Origin of the sequence: Halobacillus litoralis, from assembly GCF_020524085.2 — a bacterium.
Classification (GTDB): Bacteria; Bacillota; Bacilli; order Bacillales; family Halobacillaceae; genus Halobacillus; species Halobacillus litoralis_E.
The window spans coordinates 2,707,172-2,728,466 of sequence record NZ_CP129016.1; the positions used below are offsets into that span (position 1 = coordinate 2,707,172).

A 21,295-nucleotide genomic window follows, 5' to 3' on the forward strand; every position below is an offset into this window, starting at 1 on the left:
AGTCAAAATCCGTTTATTTTTTTAAAGGAATCTGTTTTTTTCTATGCGCCCGTTCAGTAAAATTCAGAGGAGGTGCCTATGATTGAATATGATGAATGAAAAAGAGACCTATGACGATCTCATGAATTCCTTTAAAAATGCACAATCGATAGAGGAAACCCGTTATTATTTTGTAGAAATCCAACAGTACTTAGATAATCTTCAATCAACCAATGAGCTGTCCATTACGAAACGCCAATTGGAAGAGTATCAACGGTTGAGAAAGGAATTGATTGACTCTACGTCGAAGAAGGAAGTCAGGTATTATGAAGATCAGATCCATGAATGGTTAAATAAAATCCACGTTTAGGTTGGTATAAGTTGTTATTGCAGACATTATTTTGCAAAATAGTATTTATTTTCTGATAATAATAGTGTACACTATAGTTACGGTGTTCATTATAGTGGGATACCTGTATTTAAAAAAATAACGGATTTAAACGGAGCGGCGAGCTTGGTTGAGGATTTAGTGCATAGTAGCGTATGTTTCTAAGTTTCTTTCTACCAACTGCCGCTCTTTTAGTCTAGGGGGAAAATTTCTTATGAATACGATACTTATTGCTGGGTGTATCGGGGGGATGACAGGCATTGTCTCTCATTTAATGAGAAATGGAAAGGTGCTGATCTTCCCTAAAAAAAGAAAACGGCCCAAGGGGATCTATTTAGGGTTCATGGCAGATTTCCTTATCGGGGCGGCAGCTTCAGTTTTCGCCGTTACCTATATTATCCCCGAGCCTGAGGTATTAAGGTCGCTTATCGGAGTTTCTATATTAGCGGGAATGACAGCGGAAAATGTATTGTTAAAAAGAGAATTGAATGTAGAAAAAGCGAAAGTAGAAGGATTGGATCGGATCAATAAGAGATTAAAATAGATAGGATCTACTCCAATCCTTATTTTTTCTTCAAAGTTGATGTCCTCTCGAATCCTCTTCTTCTACCCATACTAAAAAATAATCCCCTTTTTACCCCATCATTACACAAACGTGTAGTTTAATACATACTTAGATGGATAGCTGAATGCTGGATAACCCGTCATTCCGCGTAGAGCCCTGAACTTAAATGAATGAAACGTTGAAAACGGCCTGTCCATATTTCGGACAGGCCGTTTACTTATGCTCTCGTTTTATAAGAAGTAATATGATCCTGCAGCGTGTCGTCATTGCCGAACAGGAAGTGTTTCTCCATATCCGGGGAATACCTGGAGTTTACAGCTGTGCGGCCGACGGATTCTGCTACTTCACGAAGCATAGCAGGAGAAGCTCCACAGCAGAGTCCCAGGTAGTTCACACCAATGCTGTGCGCTTCTTTGGCCCACTCCGCAAGTTCATACCTGTTCGTGTAGAGCGGATCCAGGGATGTTGGGAACGTGGTTTCCGTTGGAAGTGTACAGGCACAGCCTCCGTCCGGCAGGTTGAAGAAGGTAGGGTGTTCTTCCGTCGTGCGGTAAGGAATGGGAAGGGCACCTACATAACCGTCTACCGTATGTCGGATCTTTTCTACATATGGCTGCATCGTCGCTGGACCGCGGAAGCAGTTCATACCGACGACAAGCGCGCCTTTTTCTTCTAATAAGCGGCAGGCTTCTTCCACTTCGTAGCCATCTCGCAGAATATTTTCTCCCATCAGACCGAATGTGATCACGGCAGGTAGGTCATGTTTTTGAATTTCTTCGAGAGCAATCAACGCTTCTTCGTAATAATAGAAGGTCTCGCCATTTACAAAATCTACGCCTTCTTCCTTACACCAGCCGATCATCTCTGCAAACATGCTTCTTGTTTTTTCAACAGCTTCAGGATCATCCGGGTTGAACAAGTTCGTGTTGGAAATGTTCCCGGCAACGAGCGCTTCTTCCTCGGGGTGCTCCTGAGCAACTTCTTTAGCCAGGCGGATGGCCTGACGGTTAAGCGGCTCTAATAGTTCCTCTTTGCCGATGATTCTCATTTTCTCGCGGTGCCCGTTATAGGTAAAGGCTAAGACGACGTCGGAGCCTGCGTGCATAAAGTCACGGTACGTCTGTTTCAGTGCCTGTGGGTTATCGAGGGCTACTTCAGGAACAAAGGATCCAGCCTGTAAATAGCCGCGGCGCTCCAGCTCAAATAAGTATCCTTCTCCACAAATGACGGGTCCATCCTGTAATCTCTGTTCTAATGATCGTTTCATTTCATTCCACAACCTTTCCATTTTGTATGAGTCTTTTATTAGAAAGCTAGCCCCCTTTTAACAGGGACACGCTGACTTTCTGCCAGGCATGAGCTGACATTGGTTCAACTCTGTTCGGAAATCATTTTCTTAAAAAAATAAAGGACCTCCTTGGATAAGGGGTCCTTTGTGTTTAAAGAGTCTCCTTATCTTCAAGGTAGAACAACTACCTTCTGGATTTAGCACCGTGCCAATGGCTCTGGCTGGTTGCTGAGGTATCAAAGGGCCAGTCCCTACACCTCTCTGGATAAGTTTCGCAATTATATAGTTTTGGAAAACCGTTGGATACGTGTTGTAAAGCGTATCCTCAAATCAATAGTAGATGTTTATCATTTCGCTTGCGATTTAGAATACAGGAAAATGAAGTAAGAATCAATGGAATTTTCAGAAAAAGTTTCGGGATTCTGTTTGAAAGTACCTGCAGCTCTTTCCACAAAAATAGAAACTTATGGTAATCTTGGTTTGAAGACTTAAACAGGTCCTATCTTTTAGGAGCAAGCAAATGAACGAAAGCAACCTTCCCATACATATGGTTTAATTCCTCAACGACACCAGTAAAGATTAGGCGTTTGAATAATGAATGGCATTAGAAAAAGATACCCAAGTATAAAAGAGCATGTTTCATTATCAACCTTATCAAGCCAGAATATCAGTGATGATGGCACCAACGTAGCTTTTGTCAAAAATACAGCGGACTAATAAAAATATCTAAGTTGAATGAGTAGGGAAGGTAATAAAGGATCAATTAAAAAGTGACTAGGGGAGAGAAAGAAATGGATGTATCTATTCGAACAGCCGAGCAGCACGATTATGAATCATTGTTGCCTTTATTTAGGCAGGTTCATGAATTCCACGTTCGTGTAAGACCGGATTTGTACAAAGAGAATGCAACTCCAGTCGAGGAAGAGTTCTTTGAAAGTCAGGTGATGGATAACAAACAGCACATGTTTGTCGCTACCTTAGGCAATGAGATCGTGGGAGTTGTAGTGACTAAGGAAGATGAAACACCTGAGAATTCTTTTGTCAAAGCGAGGAAGGTTTTATCTATCAATAGTTTGTGTGTTTCTGAAACGCATAGAAACAAGGGGATCGGAAAAAAACTAGCGGCCCACGTTTTTGATTTCGGAAGGAGCCTCAAGGTCGATAGTGTGGAATTGGGAGTATCTGAGAAGAATACTGCTGCCATAGAATTTTATCGGTCCATGGGGATGACAACAAAGAGTAGAAAAATGGAGATGAACTACAACGAAGGAGAGTAAGTTTCTTCCTAGTTCTTATACTTTTTGAAGCGTGCGCTTCAAACTTCCAGCCGAGACTCAATCGGTACAAGTCCTATGAAAGGTATAATCCTCTTAATAGTCGTTACATTTCCTTGAACCGGAATAAATGAAAGGGAGGGATATTATGATTAAGCCCCGTGCATTACAAGAGGGGGATCGGGTAGCAGTTATTGCGCCGGCGGGACCCCCGGATCGAGAGCACTTAAGCCAGGGAATACGTGTATTGGAAAAAATGGGTCTTGAAGTCATCATTGGACGCCATGTGTTCCAAACCGATGAAGAGCATACAACCGTCGATCAAAAGCGACTTGCTGATTTACATGAGGCCTTTAATGATCCTACGATCCGCGGAATTTTTTGCGCTAATGGAGGATTCGGCACAGCAAAGATTGCCCCTATGATTGATTACGAAAAGATAAAAAATCACCCTAAAATATTCTGGGGGTACAGCGATCTCACATATCTGCTTCATGCTATTTACAACTTTAGTGGTCTGGTGACTTTTCACGGGCCGATGGTGGCCTCAGATCTTAATGATGAACAGAGAACAGAAGAGACAGCAGCCTCGTTTTCATCTCTATTTACAGGCGAGATTATGACCTATGATTCTAACCGGTCAATTCTAAACACGCTCGCACATGGTAAGGGAGAAGGACGTTTAGTGGGAGGGAATTTAACACTCCTCACCAACGGTTTGGGCACGCCTTACCAAGTAGATACCAGAGGGGCCATCTTACTACTTGAGGAAGTTGCAGAACCACCGTTTCTTATTGATTTGAAGCTTACTCATCTTCAACAAGCGGGTGTCTTCGATGACGTGCAAGGTGTCGTATTAGGGAATTTCCAAGTGGAAACAGAAGAAGAATCGGAGTTGAAAAAAGTGCTTCACCGTTTTTTCGCTGGTTCTCCATTTCCTGTTGTTGAGAAATTTCACTTTGGTCATTGCCAGCCGAATTATGGTGTACCGTTTGGGGTAAACGCAAAGCTCACAACGTCGCCGCCTCAATTGGTCGTTGATTCAGGTGTGAAATATTGATTTCGAACAACTATAGGTGAGCTGGGTATCGCCTTTTTATATGTTGAAAAAGTTATGTAACATAGTAATAGTTGGAGGTTGAAAATGGATTTATTAAAACAATCAATAGATATGGCAGCTTTGTATGAAAAGAACCCAAAGGTTAAAGCCATTCTTCTTGCTGGTTCTGTGTCTAAAAACTTACAAGATGAACATTCAGATATTGAATTACATATTTTATGGTCAATTCCACCAACGGATCATGAACGGAAATCTCCCATTGAACAAATAAATGGCACCATTCTGTCCTATCACGCTTATGAAGATGAAGAATGGTCGGAAGCCTACTTAACTCGGGACGGTGTTAAATTTGAGATCAGCAGCTTTTTGGTTGAAACAGTAGAACGCTTCGTTTCCGATGTGGTGGATCAACACGATACCGATTATGACAAACAATGTATAATCGCTTCCATCCATGATGGTGTCAGTCTCTGCGGGGAAGAGAAAATCTCTGAATGGAAGAACAGGGTGGCTGCCTATCCTTCAGAACTTACAGAACGTATGATTTCAGAAAATCTATGGCTGGGTAATCGCTGGAATAACCGTGAAGCTCTCTTAAAACGGCAGGACTGGTTGATGCTCTATGATGTCCTGTGTGGAGTGCAGATGAAATTGTTTGGCGTTTTGTTTGGCCTGAATCGTATGTATGTTCACCACCCTGTTTTTAAATGGATGGAAAATAATATCGAACGGATGGAAATCAAACCGGAAAATCTCCACGCTCGTATGAACAAAACATGGATAGGGGACCCGGCAAGCGGTGTGAAAGAGTTAGAGGGTTTAATTGAAGAGGTTATGGAATTGGTAGAGGAATACCACCCTGGATTGGACATTAGCGAACAGAAGAATAGTATAGAATATGTTAAATAATAGGAACTTCAAAGGGTTTATTGAAACTTTCTCCAGACCAGATCAATCAAACCTTAGACATTGCCGGTAGTAAAGCTTTATTTTATCAATGCTGTAAAAGTTTGTGGCGGAATTAAGCAAACAGTAGGAGGGGGAAGAATGATCCGTGAACTTAATAAAGCTGAATTCTACAAATGCGAAAAGTTAACAAACGATGATGGACATTTAGAAGTTAAAGCGGTCATAGAAGGGAATAATCCTGGTCGGATTTTTGTAGATGATAACGATGCTCCTCAAACAGGACTGATCTGGCTGGGGAACCATGATGGTTTCTTCTTTATTGGAGATGAAGGAAATGAGTCATTTAATGACCATATCAACGGTTTTTTAAATCAAGTCATATTTCCTGAAGCAAAGAAGCTGGAGGTACATAATTTTATAGCCATCGGTCATCATCCCAGGTGGGAGAAGACCATTGAGAAGGTCTTTGGACATCGTGACATGCAGAAGACAAAGCAGAATGTGTATAAGTTGGAGAAAAGGCAGGATATCAATCAAAATGAACCTGATATGAAACAAGATTACATAGTATTTAAAATCACCAAAGATGTTTTTGAAAATCAGGATCATTCGCTTGAAAACATAGATTTTTTACACTCAAAGATATTAGAATTCTGGTCTTCTCCCATGGAATTTTTTCAAAAAGGGACGGGGTACGGTATTCTCTACCATAACAAGATTGTAAGCTTATGTTTTTCTGGATTTGTAGCTGGAAATGTGCACGGAATGGATATTGAAACCTTAGAGGACCATCAGGGGAATAAATTAGGGCAGAAGGGAGCCTATAGGGTTGTGAAAGAATGTGATAGGAAAGGATGGATTCCATACTGGGATTGTGAGGGGAGTAATACGCCTTCCAATAAAATTGCAGAAAATGTGGGATTGGATCTTTATTTAAAGTATCACGTGTACATCTTTCCTATTGATGCATAGGGAGGGACTATTGAAAGGGTCCTGGTATTCTTCCGGCGGAAGTAGAAGAGGGTTCTTCTAGGATGATTCCATCTCCCTCAACGAGTTATGAGGTTGAAGTGAAATTTACTCATGGTCAATCGCGGGTCTTTTTTTAAAACATTGTTTTAGTCAGAATATTTTGAGATGATTGACATTGAATCAGCATCATCAACTATCGACGGAGGTGGACGATTTGGAAATCCTTTCTTACCCGGTTGGGAAGACGAGAGAAACTCATGCAAAGCCTGTGAATGTATGGCGATTCTTTGCATGGGGTAACAAACGTTGATATCGTCATAAGATCGATGATTCATTTGGCTTTGCCCCTTATTATTTATTGATCATAAAAATAAGGAGCTGGCGGAAAATGAAATATGTGAATGCCAAAGATGCTTTACCGATAGAGTTGTTGAAAGAAGTACAAAAATATATTCAAGGGGAGACCCTTTATGTGCCCAAATCCGGGAATGCCCGGGAAAAGTGGGGGGGGCACGCACGGGTATCAGAAGAGAATTATCGGAGAGGAATAGGAAGATAAAAGAAGACTACGCAGATGGAAAGTCCATAGAAGCGATTGCGGGGAATTACCATCTCTCAGTAGAAACCATTAAAAAAATCATCTATTCCAGAAAAGAGATTACCTGATCAGGTAATCTCTTTTAGATGGTTTCGTTCTAAATAAAACTCGTCCTATTATTTGCGCATGTGACCTTTTATGATGAGAACAAGATTATGATAGGAGGAAAAATGATGAGTAAAGACATGATTAAGCTATTAGAGGACGATCGGGTTTATTTAAGGCCGTTGGAACAGGAGGATCTCGATTTATTTTATACAAAAGCTCTCTGGGATCGAGAAGGGAGAAGGCTGACGGGCACCCAAACGGTATTTAGTCGTAAGGGAGTTCAACATTGGTTTGATCGTATATCAATGGATGATTCCAGAGTTGATCTGGTCATCTTTTTACAGGAGACAGATCAACTGATTGGTGACATCGCTATGCTGGACATCGATTATCAAAACAGGAAATCTGTGTTTAGAATTTCAATTTTCGATAAAAAGTATTGGGGATATGGGTATGGTACAGAATCCATCTCCTTATTATTGCGTTATGGGTTTGAGATGTTGAATATGAACCGGATCGGGTTGGATGTATTTTCGTTCAATAAAAGAGCCTTGAAATGCTATCAAAATTTAGGGTTTCGAGAAGAAGGCAGGTTGAGGGATGATTTATTCTACGATGGGAAATATCATGATTCTATAGTAATGAGTATCCTGAAACGGGAATTTCATGAGTCTCCATGAGGGATTTCATTTACAGATTCTTATTGAGATTTGGTGAGACATAGGAATTCCTTGAGCCTAAGGGGCGAGGTTAACTTGTCTATATTCTGATGAGGAATTGACTTAGTACATACATAAGAAGTAATAGGCCGATTCCGATTGCGCTATATCCCAAACGTTTACGTTCCGACATCTTTTCCCCTTTGATCGCTTTCCAATCAGGATAAAAAAAGCCGATCACCCGGCTGCCTATGATACCGATCGTGATTAAAACAACAGCAAGAACTTCCATAAGAATGGCTCCTTTTTACCATACTAGTTTCCTTCTAGTTGCTAAGTAAAACAAAAAGGAGAGTCGTATGATCATCAGATATAATTGAAAAAGGAGATGGGAAGAGTGGATGCCAAGATTCGTGAAGTAGCAGAAGAAGAAGAAGGCTTTTCAGGATCTGTTGTCGTTGAAAAAGGAGAAGAAGTGGTCTATTCCAAAGGTTTTGGTTACAGAAACGTTGCCGAAAAGCTTCCTAACCAAAAGGATACCAGGTTCGGAATAGCTTCAGGTAGCAAGTTGTTCACAGCGGTAACCATCGCTCAGCTCGTTGAACAGAATCATTTCGCATACGATACACCTGTCCATCAGTTGTTGCAACAAAAGCTTTCTTGTATCGATGAACGCGTAACCATTCATCATTTGTTGACCCACACGTCAGGGATTCCTGACTATTTTGATGAAGCGGTGATGGACGACTTTTCGGAACTTTGGGAAGAGACACCGATGTATAAGATGGAGACACTGGATGATTTCGTACCGATGTTCAGAGATAAAGAGAAGATGTTCAACCCTGGAGAAAGATTTCACTACAATAATGCAGGGTTCATCGTTTTAGGTTTAGTCATTGAAGCAGTCGCAAACAAGCCTTTTACAACCTATGTCTCAGAAAACATCTTCAAAGCTGCAGGCATGCAAAGGTCTGGTTATTACCGTTTGGATCAGCTGCCGGAAAACACCGCGTTCGGGTATATAGAAAAGGAAGGTTCTTTAAAGACGAATGTGTACTCTATTCCGGTCGTCGGTGGGGCAGATGGTGGTGTTTTCGTAACCGCTCCGGATATGATTGGTTTTTGGGATGCGTTGTTGAGTGGAAAGCTTGTGGGTGAAAGACATATAGAGCGTTTGTTAACGAAACACGTAAAAGTCAAAGACGGTATTTCATACGGGTATGGCGTTTGGCTCGATGATATGGACGGAGAGACGGTTTATCATGCCATGGGGTATGACCCAGGTGTCAGTTTCCATTCATGCGTGTATCCGAAAGGTCATTGGAAAATAACGGTTCTTTCCAATAATGGTTCAGGAGCTTTTTCAATCGTGAAAGCGTTCGAGGAACTGTTCATAAAATAAATAAAGTGGAGGGGAACCCTCCACTTTATTCTGTATTGAAGTTTTGAGTACCGAAGTCTGTGATTTCGGTACTCACTTCCACCTTGAAGGTCATGTCCGGAAATATCTCACCCCAGTCTTTTTCATGTTTCTCCCAATACTCTGGTTCGTGAATTTGCACCCAATTGGATACATTAAGAAAATCAATACGGTATTCCTGTTGGGCGAGCTTCAGCACTTGTTCCACTTTTCCTTGGGTGACTTTGTTGGAAGCATCCTCAATTCCTTTTTTCCATCCTTTTCTATAGACGTCTCTTCCCGTCCCCCAGTCTTCCGCTAATGTGGTAGATGTTGCGATTTTAATCGTCATCTCCAGTTGCTCTCCGGTCACTTTGGTCTTGAATTTTGTATTCGAACCTTTGATTTCTAAAATGATCGGTCCATCATCCACCTTTTCTTCATCCAGGTAGATAAAACCGCCTTGCACCGTATTGTGTATATATCGGACGCCTTCCATATCCTCGACATCGATCCAGCCTACATAATTCGAACTCTCCGCATCAATGATTCCTGCACCAGAGGATTTGATTTTCCCCTCGTTTAACGTAATTCCAGGAATCAAAAAACTTTTATTTTCAGATATCAGTTGCGACAGATCACCGATGGATAAGTTCGTCGGGTTTTGATTGTTTTTTTGGAAGTTTTCACTAAGGGATTTGATCTGTATAGACGGAAAAAGTTCCTTTGCAGGCTCCGTATTTAGTATATCGAGGACGGGGTCCTTCGTTAGAAAAACAGGCGTCGTCCTTCTGAACTCATGATCTCGAATGAATAGGTCAATTACCTGGTCGGCGCGTTCTTTTTGAAACAAGGCCGTAGAAGCAAGGATGGACTTCAGGTGAGTGTAATTGGGCGGTCGGTTACTTTCCAACGAGTTGTTTCGGATGATCTCAAAAAAAGTCTTTCCTGATTGTGAAATGTTTTGATAAGGAGCGCTGTGCTGCTGGGCGCTGCTTTGCTGGGTCGGTATTCTTGCGGGAACTACATACTGATTAATCATCGTCAGTTCATCCTTTTCTTCATTGACATCCAGACCCATGCCTGTGACTATTCCGACATCTTCGATTTCTTTAATGTCCCAACATCCGGTCAACAAAAAAAGCATCAACAAGCCTGTGAAAATGATTTTACGTGGCATACGTGTTCCCCCTGATCAAGGATACAATCAAAAGAAGCGCGGGCAAAACGACGATGGCTGCAACGGATATCAACTGGATTTGGGTCGAGTAGTGGAAGACTTCCGTCAGGCCTTCAGGGTATAGAGTCAATGCCACGATCAATGCCCCAGCGACCGGTAGGAACCACTCGCTTGGTGTGAACATATTTTTCAATCCCAATGTCAAAGCATACATATAAGCGGTGAAGGATGTGTAGGCCGTCGTCAACCATCCAAAGAGAAAGATCAACTCAAACCGCTCGAAAAAGAAGCCTTGAAATTCGATGCTTTTTGCCATTTCGATCGTCGGAAAAGTGATTTCTTTCAACTCTTCTACTCCAAGTACTCCAATTGAAATGATATGGAAAACAACATAAATAAGGGCGGTCAAGCCGATACTCGTCCACATCGTAATCAGTAATTGTTTGGCTTTTTTCTTTTTGATCAATTTGGAAAAGATCAGTAAAAGCTCCATGCCTAAAAAAGAGAAGAAGGTGATTTGTGCTCCACTGATCGTCGTCCATATATTGTTTTGCAAGACGGGTCGAACGTTATTGAAATCCAGGTTTTTAATACTCAACAAACAAAGCACGATGAACATCACCATCATGATCGGAAAATAAAGTTGGAAAAACCGGACGATGTCACCGGCTCCATTATAGATCAAATACATACTGACGAGCATAAATGAGCCCACCACTACATACAAAGGCGTCGTATCCAGGAGATAGTTTTTTATGATTCCACCGGTCACTCTCAATATATAGGCAGCAACGATAAGGCTGTACACAGTGAAGAAGAAGTTGAAAAGAAAGCCTATGAATTTCCCCATGATCGTTGAAGTCATTTCGAAAAAAGTCAAGCCGGGATAACGTACAGCGAGCGCTACATAAATGCAGGAAACGACGCTTACGGCGACCGCCCCGAAAATGATGCTCAGCCATAAGTCCTGAGAGTCTACCATATTGGCTAGATCTCGCGGCATGAGGATAATGCCGATTCCAATCATCGAAGATATGAATACGATGACAAGCTGCAGCATGGTCAGTTGTTTCAAATCACTCAATGCGTCCGCCTCCTTTTTTCAGTTTGAATCGAATCAAGGAATCTTTCCAACGTTTTACGTAAAAAGGAGCAAATGGCTCTAAATATGGGACAGAAAAACTTTGTAGATGAACAAGGTGGATGCTGATGATAAAGACAGCCAGTATCAATCCATATATTCCTAGGAAGGCGGCGGCGAAAAGCATGACGAAACTGATGGTTCTCAATGCCAAACTTAACGCATAATCGGCGATGGTGAAGGAACAGATGGCCGCAAAGGAAACGACGATGACCATCAAAGGGCTGACGATTCCAGCTGTAACAGCCGCTTCACCAAGGACAATCGCTCCTACAATGCTGACGGCAGGTCCGATTGGCTTTGGTAATCGGATCCCAGCTTCTCTCAAAGTTTCAATGGTTAGCTGCATAATCAACGCTTCCATGAACGAAGGAATCGGTACACCTTCCCGCGTTTTAGCAATAGAAATGGCCAAATCTGTAGGAATCAATCCATGATGATAGGAAATCAAAGATATATACACAGAAGGAAGCATAACCGAAAAAAAAGCAGCCATGAATCGCATCAATCGGATGAGAGAGGCCGGAATCCACTTAAAGTTGTAGTCATCGGCCTGCTGAAATAAACTGTTCAACGTTGTCGGTGCTAACAGCACAGAAGGAGACCCCTCTACGAAAATCGCTACTTTCCCTTCCACAAGTGCGCTCGATACTTTCGTCGGTCTTTCTGTTTCATGGATTTCTGGAAACAAGGAATAGTTGTTCTTTTCAATCAATTGTTCCATCACACCACCATCAGGAATGTAATCCTCCTGTACGGCGTTAATCCTTGCTCGTACGTCTTTCAACAGTTCTTCATTGACCGTACGATCGATATAAGCGATGGATACATTGGTAAAGGAGCGGGTACCGACGGTGAATTCCTCAAACTTTAAATCTGTCGAGCGCAAGTGTACACGCAGAAGAGATACGTTTTGTTCGAGTGATTCGATAAATCCATCACGAGATCCACGCAGTGTCATCTCCGATACAGGTTCATGGATGGAACGGTACGCAAATTGTGCTGTGTCGATCGCATATACCGTTTGTTGTTCGACCAACAGAGTGAAACCGTCAAGCAGGTATCGATCGACGTCGTTTTTCTTCTCTAATTGCAGCAAAGGTTCTGCGGAAAAAGCATGAGGAAGAGGGGTCTCTTTATGGTTCCATTCTTGTAATGGAAGAAGGATTGCGTCCTGAACTTGTTTGATATCCGTGATGGCAGGTATGTAGATGACGTGGACAGGGTGATCTTCAAGCTCCAGTTTCTTGATAGTCACATGGTGGTTTTTCTTTTTTTCGCGAAGGATTTGTTCGATGTTCAATGTTTGATCCATGTGCTCACCTCGAATCCCAGGAGTTTTTTTTAGTATGTACATTTATTTTCAATTTACACGAACGTAAAATTGTTCATTTAGTGTATATTTACACTTATTTTTGTGGTACCATTTTCCATAGAAAAGGAAAGGAGCATCTACTATGAAGAAAAGAAAGCTCGCGGCATGGATTTTTACTGTAGTCTATGGATTCGTCGGTTGGTTCATTTATGGACTGGCTCGAATGGTGTCCTCGGGAAATGAATACATCTACATCGGTTTCGTGTGTATCGCTATCGGTTTAACGGTTAACTACTTTATTTTGAACATACATAAGAGGATGGCTAAAAAGTGGACATGGATCCTGGTCGGTGTGATATTCATTGTTCCATCTTTGCTCTATGGAAGTTATGACTGGTATATAAGGAGCATTGAAATAGCGAACGCCGAAGTCGATCTTTCGACTTACCAACCACACAAGCAAGGTGCGGACCTCGCTCGACTGGAAGAGCCAGCTACTTTTCAATTGGAAGAAGATCTTCCGGAATTAGACGGGGCGACAGCTTTATATCCTGTCTACGCGGCTTTTGCTGAAGCTGTTTATCCGGAAGGGACGTATGGATATGACGATCACAGTGAAAGTCCTGTCACCGTCTCAAAAACGAATGGAGCTTTTCAGCGTTTATCCAGGTTTCAGGCGGACATCATCTTTACGGCTGGACCTTCCGAACAGCAGCAACAGGCTTTGAAACAAATGAAGAAAACAGCCATAGGTAAAGAAGCTTTCGTATTTTTTGTACATAAAGATAACCCTGTCGATTCTTTAACCTTGAAACAGTTGAAAGGAATGTATTCCGGTGAAATTACGAATTGGGAAGAGGTTGGTGGAAGAGATCAAAATATCATCGCTTTTCAACGGCCGGAAGGGAGTGGGAGTCAAACAGGACTGCAGAATATGATGGGAGAGACGCCCATTATGGATCCTCCTAAAGATCAGAGAGTCGACGGGATGGGCGGAGTGATTGAGAAAGCTTCTGATTACCGGAACCATCGGAACAGCATCGGCTTCAGCTACCGGTTTTTCGCTACGAAGATGGTGGAAGATCATAACATTAAGTTATTAAATATCAATGGGATCGTCCCCAGTGTCCACCATATCAAAAGTGGCGAATATCCTCTGACCGGTAAGTTTTATTCGATTACGAATGGAACGAAAAATCCTCACGTCGAACCTTTCATCGATTGGATCTTGTCCAGCCAGGGTCAGAAACTGATTGAAGAAACCGGTTATATTCCTGTGAAAGAACCCGGCCTTCCCGCAGAGTAAGGGGTTCTTTAACTGAAGTCTTCCACCCTACATATAGTGGATGTTATTTCATTACATGGATTCTGGGCGGACATCACAAAATAAAGGGGAAGGGAGGTCTTCAGATATGGGTAAAAAAGCGAAAAACAAAAGTAAGAAAGACCTGAATGCGCTTCGACGTGAAAAAGGGGAGAAGAACGGTACGGGCAAACAGGATCCTTACCGTTAAGGATGAAAAACGCCTGCTTCCATTGGGAAGCAGGCGTTCCTTTTTTTATACCGTTTGTGGTCGTTGTTCGATCGAATCGTTCAGCTTCCTGAACTTATTCTTGATGACGGATGTATCCGCAAAAAGATCATGGATCCCTTGATGTCGTTTCGTGAAGGCGACGACTAAATAAGGGATGCCGAGAATCGCCATGCTGATGTAACGGCCGATGCACTCACGGAAAATGATCTGACCGTTCGATAATGATTCTCCTTTTAAAGAAACGACAGATAATCCCAGTATCATTTTTCCTAACGTAGCACGGAAAAATTTCGTCATCAGTATGAAGTAAGCAAAAAAGATGATCGATGTCGTAATATTCGCTGCACTGAACATAGGCACCCAAAGCTCTGCGTCTTCCAGGTTCACAAGTCGCAGCAAAGGTCGGGTCACAATGCTATTGACGCTCCAAATGACGATCAAGTCGATGATGTAGGCTAGGAATCTTGAACCGAATCCTGCGTACAGCAGTTTTTGGAGGTCTTTTTTCTGATGATGGATCAACGATGATAGTTGCCCATCGTTTTCGTTATGATTTGTAACATCCATATCGTTCCCTCCTTAATCTGTGTACATATACATCATGCGTGGTCCTTGGCGCTGACTGATCAATCCTTCGATGTAGCGGATCTCACTATTCGGCATCAAACTTTCTGCGAGCGGCAGGTTGAAGAAGGATCCCATTGTATTTTTGTATTGGAACACTTGTGGGTCGCCACCGATTTCTTTTTTCAGTGCCTTCAACGTATCTTCACGGAACCCGATCTCATCCACCAGTCCGTTTTCCACCGCTTGTTTTCCAGAGTAGATCCGGCCGTCGGCCAATTCTTTCACACGGCTTTCAGACATCTCGCGTCCCTCTACGATGACATTGACGAACTGCTGATAGGATTCATCGACAAGCGTTTGGAGGATTTCTCTGTCCGCTTCGGTCATTTCCTTCGTCGGACTCATGATATCTTTGAATTCACCACTTTTGATGGTGTTGAATTTCACACCATATTCATTGGCGAGCTCTTGATAATTGATGCTTTCCATGATGACTCCAAGGGAACCTGTGAACGTATCATTACTCGCAAAAATGCGGTCAGCAGGGGCAGAGACATAATACCCGCCGGAAGCGGCCATGTTCCCCATGGACACATAAATCTTCTTGCCTGCTTCTTTAATTTCAAGCAGTTTGTCATGGATTTCAGCACTTTCATAGACACCGCCACCTGGTGAATTGACATACAGGTGAACCCCTTTAATAGAGGCATCTTCTTTGATCGCTTCTAACTTTTTCATAAAGCGATCATGCTGATATCCGCCGCCCCCGAATGGATTCGGGTTCGTACTCGGGTTGTCGATGATGGCCCCTTCCAGGTTCAACTCAACAATTCGTTTGCTTCCACTTCCGCGTTCAACGACTTTTTCTTCTAAATTCTCATTGCCAGCGAAGAGCCCCATCGCCTCATTCTCCGCTTCTTCACCAGTGAAAACCGTTCCGATCAGCTGGACGACGAGAGCGAGGATCAAAATCGTTGCAGCAATGATACTTGCTGTTATTCGTTTGCTCATATGTAAACTCCTTTCCATCTGTTGTTCAGAGTTCAACCATACCATAAGGATATGTCCGAATGATACGAAATGAACCAACAAGTGTTTCTGAACACCTTTCTTACGATTGAAGATTTGTAAGGTTTCATATTTGGTTGATTTTTAAGGCTCTTTTTATTTTTTTGAGGTGACGATCCTTGGCCATAAAGTAATCGAGAAAATCTAAGCATAGTTGCTTGAAGGAACGGGTAGAGAAGGGGAGGAGGGATGGGACATTGAGTCAAAATAAGTTGAGAGTCATCATCATTGCCATCATTATTGTTTTTTTAATCGGACTTGTTGGATTATCCATACGAATGGCGCTTCAGGCTGAGGCCATGGATGGAAAAAGGACGGAAGAGACTTCCGTCCTTTAGTCCGGGTTCACGTGGACAAGTTGGAACTTCTCGCAAACAAGGTCCATATCTTCGCTGTATTCATATCCAATTTCATCCGCTTCCTTTTTGAAAAACTTCTTATGGACCTCTAACCAGTGGTCATAAGATAGGTCCCCTTCTCCTTCTGCTCTGGCAAACTCTGCGGTTACTTCATGAAAAGGGACAACTTCCACTTCTGTCGTTCGGATGATGGCTGCAGGTTCATCTTCTCCATTAAGAATGATGTTATATTCTCCGACTTCAGGAAGCGCCTCTTTTTCAACCTCATAAGCTTGACGAGCTGAGCATGTGGCTGTCTTAACCCCGTCCATAACCAGTCTTGCCATCCGATCAGGGGCGGTTCCGAATGACCAAGCCTTGACGCTTTCCGGTTTTTCTTTTCCTTTCCAATATCGATCCCAGTATGCTTTCGCCTGTTCGTTCATTGGTAAACACTCCTTTTCCAAACATGGATGGACTTCACGTTTACTCTCATTATGGGATGTTATCATGAATTCCATGCACTTTTTCCATTTCAAGGAGGGAGTAGTTCCGTGGATCTGGCCAGACCACCTCGTTGGGTTGTACTTTTTTTGCACCGATCTTCATATCGGACTAACGGGAGCAGGAAATAACCATAGTCAAGATTTTGACGTTTGCTCTGATTCTTCATATCCTTGGTCTTTTTCTTAACAATTAAAAAAAAGTGGATCAAATGATCGAATACCACGTGTGTTTTTTAATGTCAGGGTTTGGAAAGGGAGTAAAGAGAAGCAAAGCACCTAATAATGAAAGTGGAGGAGAATGTTCATGGGAAATTCCTTTTTCTCTTGAGACAGAGCAGGCAGAAGAAATGGAATGGACACGGAAGCTTTCGGGAGAATAAAAGCGAATTTCCATATTATTGACGGTTATATTAAGATTCATTTACATCTCTTCGACAATCCGCCTATACCGGTGTATTTTCCATTAGAATAGGGCATGCAACACGTAACATACATCAAAGGAGATACCGACGATGAACGTTGAACAGATATTGCAACTACTCAATCAAAAAACGAAAAAGAATATAGATCCTCAGTCGCTCATCACCGGTGTCACAGACGACTCGCGTACCGTTGAGGAAGGGTATGTCTTTGTAGCCGTAAGGGGTTATCAAGTCGACGGCCATGACTTCATTGACGAAGCGATTGGAAAAGGTGCGTCTGTTGTTGTCAGCGAAGTAAAAGTGGAGCACGAGGGAGTGTTATGTCTGCAGACTGAAAACAGCAGGAAAGCCCTTGGCCAGATCGCGACTGCTTTTTATGGGAATCCTTCAGAGGGTAAAATCGTGATCGGTGTGACAGGGACGAACGGGAAAACGACGATTTCCCATATGATTAAACACCTTTGTGAAAGAAACGGTTACTCATGCGGGATGTTCGGAACCATTGATTATATGGTCAATGACAAAGTCGTTCCCGGTATTCAGACGACACCGAGCGCACCATTGCTGCAAAAGCTCCTCTTTGAAAGCGAGGATGATGTGGTCGTAATGGAGGTCTCATCCCATGGACTGGCTCAGTACCGTCTTGAGGGAGTTCAGTTCGATTATGCGGTATTTAGCAATTTATATAAAGATCACTTGGATTATCATGACTCGATGGAATCGTATTTTGAAGCGAAATCGAAACTGTTCCATATGTTGAAACCAGGAGGGGAAGTCTGTCATCAACACGGATGATCCCTGGGGTGAAAAGCTGGCACACCTTTTGGAAGAAAAAGGATCGGCCATTTGTAAAGTCGGCCACCACCTGGAAAATGAAATGATTCTGAAAGATATCGATACAGATAATTTCACAGCCTGCATTCAATACGGGGGAGAAAACCGCAAAGTAACTTCTCCGCTCAAAGGTACGCACAACGTCTACAATACTTTGGAGGCGTATGCTGTCGGTCTTGAGCTCGGATTTTCATTCTCTGACATGGAAAAGGCGATGACTTCCTTGCCTGGCATCCGCGGTCGCTTCGAGCTCATCGATTTTAAAGAAGGACCGACCGTCGTCATCGATTATGCCCACACGGCAGACAGTATTGAACACGTCCTGGATACGGCAAGACAACAAGGGGCTGCTTCACTGACGCATGTGTTCGGCTTTCGAGGAGACAGGGACGTATCTAAAAGAGGGGAAATGATTGGTGCATCCGCTATACGTGCCGACCATTATATTCTCACGCTTGATGACTTGAATACGGCTACGTTTGAGGAAATGGTATCTACGCTTGAAGACCTGCAGAAAGAGTTCGGCGACTCGTCAGGCAGGTTGATTCCAGACAGGACGCTTGCCATCGAAGAGGCCGTCCTGAACAGTGGAGCGGGAGATTGGGTGGTCATCACGGGGAAAGGCCACGAGAGCTATCAGCAGCATTATCATTATCCTGTAAATTCGGACAAGGAAATGGTGGATGAGCTGAAACGGAAGTTTCAGTCAATCACGAAAGATGTCCTGGCATGAACCTGTTTGTTAAAGCAGGTTCTTTTTTTGTGCTTATACAGAATCATTGCCATTGAAACGATTTGAAGCGAGACCTAGATATGCTTTTATCATCCCTTGAATTCTATGAAGGAACTCTGGACTCTTTTAGAGAAAAGTACAAAGGACAAAGAAAAAGGATGTGAGTAAATGGGGAAAGAAGTATTGATCGTCATTGATGTACAAAGAGCTGTCATGGAAAACGCGTATCGGTGTGAAGAGAAAATCAACAATATGAATCGAGCGATCCACCGGGCGAGAGAAAAGCAGATTCCGGTGATTTATGTTCAACATGAATACCCTGAGGGTCCAATGAAACGTGGAGCGGAAGGGTGGCAGCTGCATCCTGATTTGGAGAAGCCGTTGGAACAAGATGCTGTGATCTTCAAGACGGTCCCGAACGCTTTTGTAAACACATCCCTTAAGAAGACTCTTGATAAAGTAGAGGCGGATCACCTCTTCATATGCGGAGCGCAGACGGATTATTGTGTTGACTCTACATCCCGTGGGGCTTTTGATCATGGTTATCGCGTTACATTGATTTCAGATGCCCATACCACCTGTTCGAACAAGTACTTGACAGCTGTTCAGATTATTGAACACACACAGCATACGTTAACGAACTTTTGGAGTGAAACGGCAACGATTGATTTGAAGTCTTCCCATGAGCTTGGGTGGGAGAAGGTGAAATAATTGTTTCGAGTGTTCATTCTTTGAGGATTTAATAAAAAGGTCTATTAGAATCTCAACAAGTGAGGGTATTTTATGCTGTTTATGTTGATTGTCAAAGCCTCCGAAAATTCGCAAGAGGGAAAGCTCCCGAGTCCTGAACTTATTGAAGCCATGACGAAGTATAATGAGGAATTAGTCAAGGCAGGTGTGCGGGTTTTAGCTAAAGGACTTCATCCTAGTTCAAATGGGATGCGTTTTTCGTACTTGAAACCAGGGGAAAAGCCGGTGATTACCGAGGGCCCGTTTAAAGAAACGAAAGATTTGATCGCCGGGTTCATTTTAATTGATGTGAAGTCGAAGGAAGAAGCCATCGAGTGGGCCATGCGGATGCCGGATCCTCAAGGACATGGTGAAGGTCAGGTTGAATTACGTCAAGTATTTTAAAGATGTGGAGAATGAAGAGAAAATCTTTAGGAGGGTTTTTGTGGCTGAAGGGTTACTCCATCATGTAGAAATTTATGTATCCAATTTAGAGGAAACAGAATCATTTTGGGGATGGTTTTTAGAAGAATTAGGTTACCAATCTTATCAAAAATGGGGGGGAGGGACAGAGTTGGAAGTTAGGAGAAACTTATTTAGTGTTTGTCCAAGCTGAAAATAGGTTTTTAGGCGTTCCTTATCACAGGTGCAGGCCTGGTTTGAATCACTTGGCTTTCCATGCTCCTTCACGTGAAAGAGTAGATGAGATGACCAGGATGCTTAAGGAAAGAGGCATACATATTTTATACGAAAACCAACATCCTTTTGCAGGCGGTGAGGATTATTATGCCGTTTACTTTGAAGATCCCGATCGGATAAAAGTAGAATTTGTTGCTCCATAAAAACAGAGTAAGTCAGTACCTGCCCCCAACCTCCATGATAACTGCAGCAGAGCTATAGTTGAGCACTATAAAAAGGTTAGTAAATGAAACGTGCACATATAAATTTTTACGATGGAGGATAGGAAGGCGGGGGCATTAGCTCTCCCGCTTTTTCCACTTCCAACCATTCGTTATGACCCCGATCAAGCCCGCTATCGTAAGTATGTAAGCTATAAAAAGTGGTATCTCTTGAAGGTCAGCTGTGAATAACCGGAATAGGCCGACCATGAATATTAAAAAGCTGCTGATCAGTGCGATGCCTATTTTCATCTCTTGATTCATAGGATTTCCTCCCTTTCTTTCCATACTAGATTAACATATAGACTTGGTTTGGTTCATGCTATAGTAAAGGTGATTGATGTTTCTGAATCTATGAAGGTGGTGGAAGAATGAAAGAAGAAAGCTTATTCCAACAGATGCGTTTTGTCAGGAAAAGGAGTCTTGCAGCGCTTAATGCGACGACAGAAGAGATAGCGGATGCGAAACCGGAGGGTTTTCTGAATAACATCCGTTGGAACTTTGGACATATTTTCGTCTCACAAGAAAACTTGCTGGCCAGATTTACAGGGGGGAGAAGCCCATCTGCCAGAAGGATATATCCATCTATTCAATGGTGGTACCTCACCAGACGAATGGCCGGAAGAAGTCCCACGTTTGGGCGACCTTAAAAAAGAACTGGAATCTCAAACCGAGCGCTTGATTCAAACATACCAGGGGCGCTTGTCTGAAGAAGGGGAAAAGCCTTTTGACCTTGGTGGGGGGAATCGTCTTTCGGACGTTGGATGAAGTGTTGAATTTCACGATCTGGCATGAAGGACTCCATCAAGGAACGATATCTGCCATGAAAAGAGCTCAAGGTATCGAAAACTTATTCTGATGATACATAAGAACCTTGAGAATCTAACAA

At 42.7% G+C, this 21,295-nt stretch carries 26 protein-coding genes, 1 pseudogene and 1 riboswitch; of the genes and pseudogenes, 18 read left to right on the forward strand and 9 right to left on the reverse strand.

Going from position 1 to position 21,295, the window contains the following annotated elements; all coding sequences use genetic code 11:
* The first annotated feature begins 82 nt into the window (after positions 1-82).
* Positions 83-349 (forward strand): hypothetical protein, encoded by a 267-nt coding sequence (locus LC065_RS13795; protein ID WP_226590045.1) that lies wholly within the window; start codon positions 83-85, stop codon positions 347-349.
* 232 nt (positions 350-581) lie between these two features.
* On the forward strand, positions 582-911 hold the full coding sequence (locus LC065_RS13800) for a DUF4257 domain-containing protein (RefSeq protein ID WP_306163486.1): 330 nt from the start codon (positions 582-584) through the stop codon (positions 909-911).
* Between the two features lie 238 nt (positions 912-1,149).
* On the opposite strand, the gene LC065_RS13805 is transcribed toward LC065_RS13800, so the two are convergent.
* Entirely contained in the window at positions 1,150-2,199 is a 1,050-nt protein-coding gene (locus LC065_RS13805) for a homocysteine S-methyltransferase family protein (RefSeq protein WP_226590040.1), read from the reverse strand.
* A gap of 182 nt (positions 2,200-2,381) precedes the next feature.
* Positions 2,382-2,492: riboswitch (SAM riboswitch) on the reverse strand.
* Positions 2,493-3,011: 519 nt separating this feature from the next.
* Between LC065_RS13805 and LC065_RS13810 the strand changes: the two genes are divergently transcribed.
* The 6 genes from LC065_RS13810 (at position 3,012) to LC065_RS13835 (ending at position 7,761) form a co-directional block, all read left to right on the forward strand.
* Positions 3,012-3,497, forward strand: a complete 486-nt coding sequence (locus LC065_RS13810; protein ID WP_226590036.1) for a GNAT family N-acetyltransferase — start codon at positions 3,012-3,014, stop codon at positions 3,495-3,497.
* A 145-nt stretch (positions 3,498-3,642) separates the two neighbouring features.
* Complete coding sequence (locus LC065_RS13815) at positions 3,643-4,554, forward strand: S66 peptidase family protein (RefSeq protein ID WP_226590033.1); 912 nt, start codon at positions 3,643-3,645, stop codon at positions 4,552-4,554.
* An 84-nt stretch (positions 4,555-4,638) separates the two neighbouring features.
* Positions 4,639-5,463, forward strand: coding sequence for a DUF4037 domain-containing protein (locus LC065_RS13820; protein WP_226590030.1), 825 nt, complete (start codon positions 4,639-4,641; stop codon positions 5,461-5,463).
* Positions 5,464-5,601: 138 nt separating this feature from the next.
* On the forward strand, positions 5,602-6,435 hold the full coding sequence (locus LC065_RS13825) for a GNAT family N-acetyltransferase (RefSeq protein WP_226590028.1): 834 nt from the start codon (positions 5,602-5,604) through the stop codon (positions 6,433-6,435).
* Between the two features lie 388 nt (positions 6,436-6,823).
* Positions 6,824-6,994, forward strand: a complete 171-nt coding sequence (locus LC065_RS20530) for a hypothetical protein (protein ID WP_371933337.1) — start codon at positions 6,824-6,826, stop codon at positions 6,992-6,994.
* A gap of 212 nt (positions 6,995-7,206) precedes the next feature.
* Complete coding sequence (locus LC065_RS13835; protein ID WP_226590025.1) at positions 7,207-7,761, forward strand: GNAT family N-acetyltransferase; 555 nt, start codon at positions 7,207-7,209, stop codon at positions 7,759-7,761.
* A gap of 79 nt (positions 7,762-7,840) precedes the next feature.
* Here the strand turns inward: LC065_RS13835 and LC065_RS13840 are convergent, their stop codons facing one another.
* Positions 7,841-8,032 carry a hypothetical protein gene (locus tag LC065_RS13840; RefSeq protein WP_226590023.1) on the reverse strand — a complete coding sequence of 64 codons (192 nt, stop codon included), beginning with the start codon at positions 8,030-8,032 and terminating at the stop codon, positions 7,841-7,843.
* Between the two features lie 105 nt (positions 8,033-8,137).
* Here LC065_RS13840 and LC065_RS13845 point away from each other — a divergent pair, with 105 nt between their 5' ends.
* Positions 8,138-9,142 carry a serine hydrolase domain-containing protein gene (locus LC065_RS13845; protein ID WP_226590020.1) on the forward strand — a complete coding sequence of 335 codons (1,005 nt, stop codon included), beginning with the start codon at positions 8,138-8,140 and terminating at the stop codon, positions 9,140-9,142.
* Positions 9,143-9,167: 25 nt separating this feature from the next.
* On the opposite strand, the gene LC065_RS13850 is transcribed toward LC065_RS13845, so the two are convergent.
* The 3 genes from LC065_RS13850 to LC065_RS13860 are packed head-to-tail and all read right to left on the reverse strand — an operon-like array spanning position 9,168 to position 12,775.
* On the reverse strand, positions 9,168-10,319 hold the full coding sequence (locus LC065_RS13850) for a Ger(x)C family spore germination protein (RefSeq protein WP_226590017.1): 1,152 nt from the start codon (positions 10,317-10,319) through the stop codon (positions 9,168-9,170).
* Entirely contained in the window at positions 10,309-11,403 is a 1,095-nt protein-coding gene (locus tag LC065_RS13855; RefSeq protein WP_226590014.1) for a GerAB/ArcD/ProY family transporter, read from the reverse strand. The genes LC065_RS13850 and LC065_RS13855 overlap by 11 nt, the downstream gene beginning before the upstream one ends.
* On the reverse strand, positions 11,396-12,775 hold the full coding sequence (locus LC065_RS13860) for a spore germination protein (protein ID WP_306163487.1): 1,380 nt from the start codon (positions 12,773-12,775) through the stop codon (positions 11,396-11,398). The genes LC065_RS13855 and LC065_RS13860 overlap by 8 nt, the downstream gene beginning before the upstream one ends.
* A 142-nt stretch (positions 12,776-12,917) precedes the next feature.
* Between LC065_RS13860 and LC065_RS13865 the strand changes: the two genes are divergently transcribed.
* Positions 12,918-14,081, forward strand: a complete 1,164-nt coding sequence (locus LC065_RS13865; RefSeq protein WP_226590008.1) for a substrate-binding domain-containing protein — start codon at positions 12,918-12,920, stop codon at positions 14,079-14,081.
* 253 nt (positions 14,082-14,334) lie between these two features.
* Here the strand turns inward: LC065_RS13865 and LC065_RS13870 are convergent, their stop codons facing one another.
* Complete coding sequence (locus LC065_RS13870; protein ID WP_226590005.1) at positions 14,335-14,877, reverse strand: RDD family protein; 543 nt, start codon at positions 14,875-14,877, stop codon at positions 14,335-14,337.
* Positions 14,878-14,889: 12 nt separating this feature from the next.
* Positions 14,890-15,888, reverse strand: a complete 999-nt coding sequence (sppA, locus tag LC065_RS13875) for a signal peptide peptidase SppA (protein ID WP_226590003.1) — start codon at positions 15,886-15,888, stop codon at positions 14,890-14,892.
* A 254-nt stretch (positions 15,889-16,142) separates the two neighbouring features.
* Between sppA and LC065_RS13880 the strand changes: the two genes are divergently transcribed.
* A complete protein-coding gene (locus LC065_RS13880) occupies positions 16,143-16,283 on the forward strand; it encodes a hypothetical protein (RefSeq protein ID WP_226590000.1) in 141 nt (46 codons plus the stop codon).
* On the opposite strand, the gene LC065_RS13885 is transcribed toward LC065_RS13880, so the two are convergent.
* The gene (locus tag LC065_RS13885) at positions 16,280-16,729 is read right to left on the reverse strand and encodes an ASCH domain-containing protein (protein WP_226589997.1); all 450 of its coding nucleotides are present in this window, start codon (positions 16,727-16,729) and stop codon (positions 16,280-16,282) included. The two genes, LC065_RS13880 and LC065_RS13885, sit on opposite strands and share 4 nt — an antisense overlap.
* Positions 16,730-17,301: 572 nt before the next feature.
* Here LC065_RS13885 and LC065_RS13890 point away from each other — a divergent pair.
* From LC065_RS13890 to LC065_RS13910, 5 genes and pseudogenes are all read left to right on the forward strand, one after another.
* Positions 17,302-18,006 (forward strand): Mur ligase family protein, encoded by a 705-nt coding sequence (locus LC065_RS13890; protein WP_306163488.1) that lies wholly within the window; start codon positions 17,302-17,304, stop codon positions 18,004-18,006.
* 28 nt (positions 18,007-18,034) lie between these two features.
* The gene (locus LC065_RS13895) at positions 18,035-18,778 is read left to right on the forward strand and encodes a glutamate ligase domain-containing protein (protein WP_306163489.1); all 744 of its coding nucleotides are present in this window, start codon (positions 18,035-18,037) and stop codon (positions 18,776-18,778) included.
* Positions 18,779-18,946: 168 nt separating this feature from the next.
* On the forward strand, positions 18,947-19,489 hold the full coding sequence (locus tag LC065_RS13900) for a cysteine hydrolase family protein (RefSeq protein WP_226589992.1): 543 nt from the start codon (positions 18,947-18,949) through the stop codon (positions 19,487-19,489).
* Between the two features lie 72 nt (positions 19,490-19,561).
* Positions 19,562-19,912 carry a YciI family protein gene (locus tag LC065_RS13905; protein WP_226589989.1) on the forward strand — a complete coding sequence of 117 codons (351 nt, stop codon included), beginning with the start codon at positions 19,562-19,564 and terminating at the stop codon, positions 19,910-19,912.
* A 40-nt stretch (positions 19,913-19,952) separates the two neighbouring features.
* Positions 19,953-20,349, forward strand: a pseudogene (locus tag LC065_RS13910) (VOC family protein).
* A 135-nt stretch (positions 20,350-20,484) separates the two neighbouring features.
* Here the strand turns inward: LC065_RS13910 and LC065_RS13915 are convergent.
* Positions 20,485-20,670, reverse strand: a complete 186-nt coding sequence (locus tag LC065_RS13915; RefSeq protein WP_226589985.1) for a hypothetical protein — start codon at positions 20,668-20,670, stop codon at positions 20,485-20,487.
* 107 nt (positions 20,671-20,777) lie between these two features.
* Here LC065_RS13915 and LC065_RS13920 point away from each other — a divergent pair, with 107 nt between their 5' ends.
* Both LC065_RS13920 and LC065_RS13925 read left to right on the forward strand, forming a co-directional pair.
* Complete coding sequence (locus LC065_RS13920) at positions 20,778-21,056, forward strand: DinB family protein (RefSeq protein WP_306163490.1); 279 nt, start codon at positions 20,778-20,780, stop codon at positions 21,054-21,056.
* A gap of 77 nt (positions 21,057-21,133) precedes the next feature.
* Positions 21,134-21,265, forward strand: coding sequence for a hypothetical protein (locus LC065_RS13925; protein ID WP_306163491.1), 132 nt, complete (start codon positions 21,134-21,136; stop codon positions 21,263-21,265).
* The last annotated feature ends 30 nt before the right edge of the window (positions 21,266-21,295 follow it).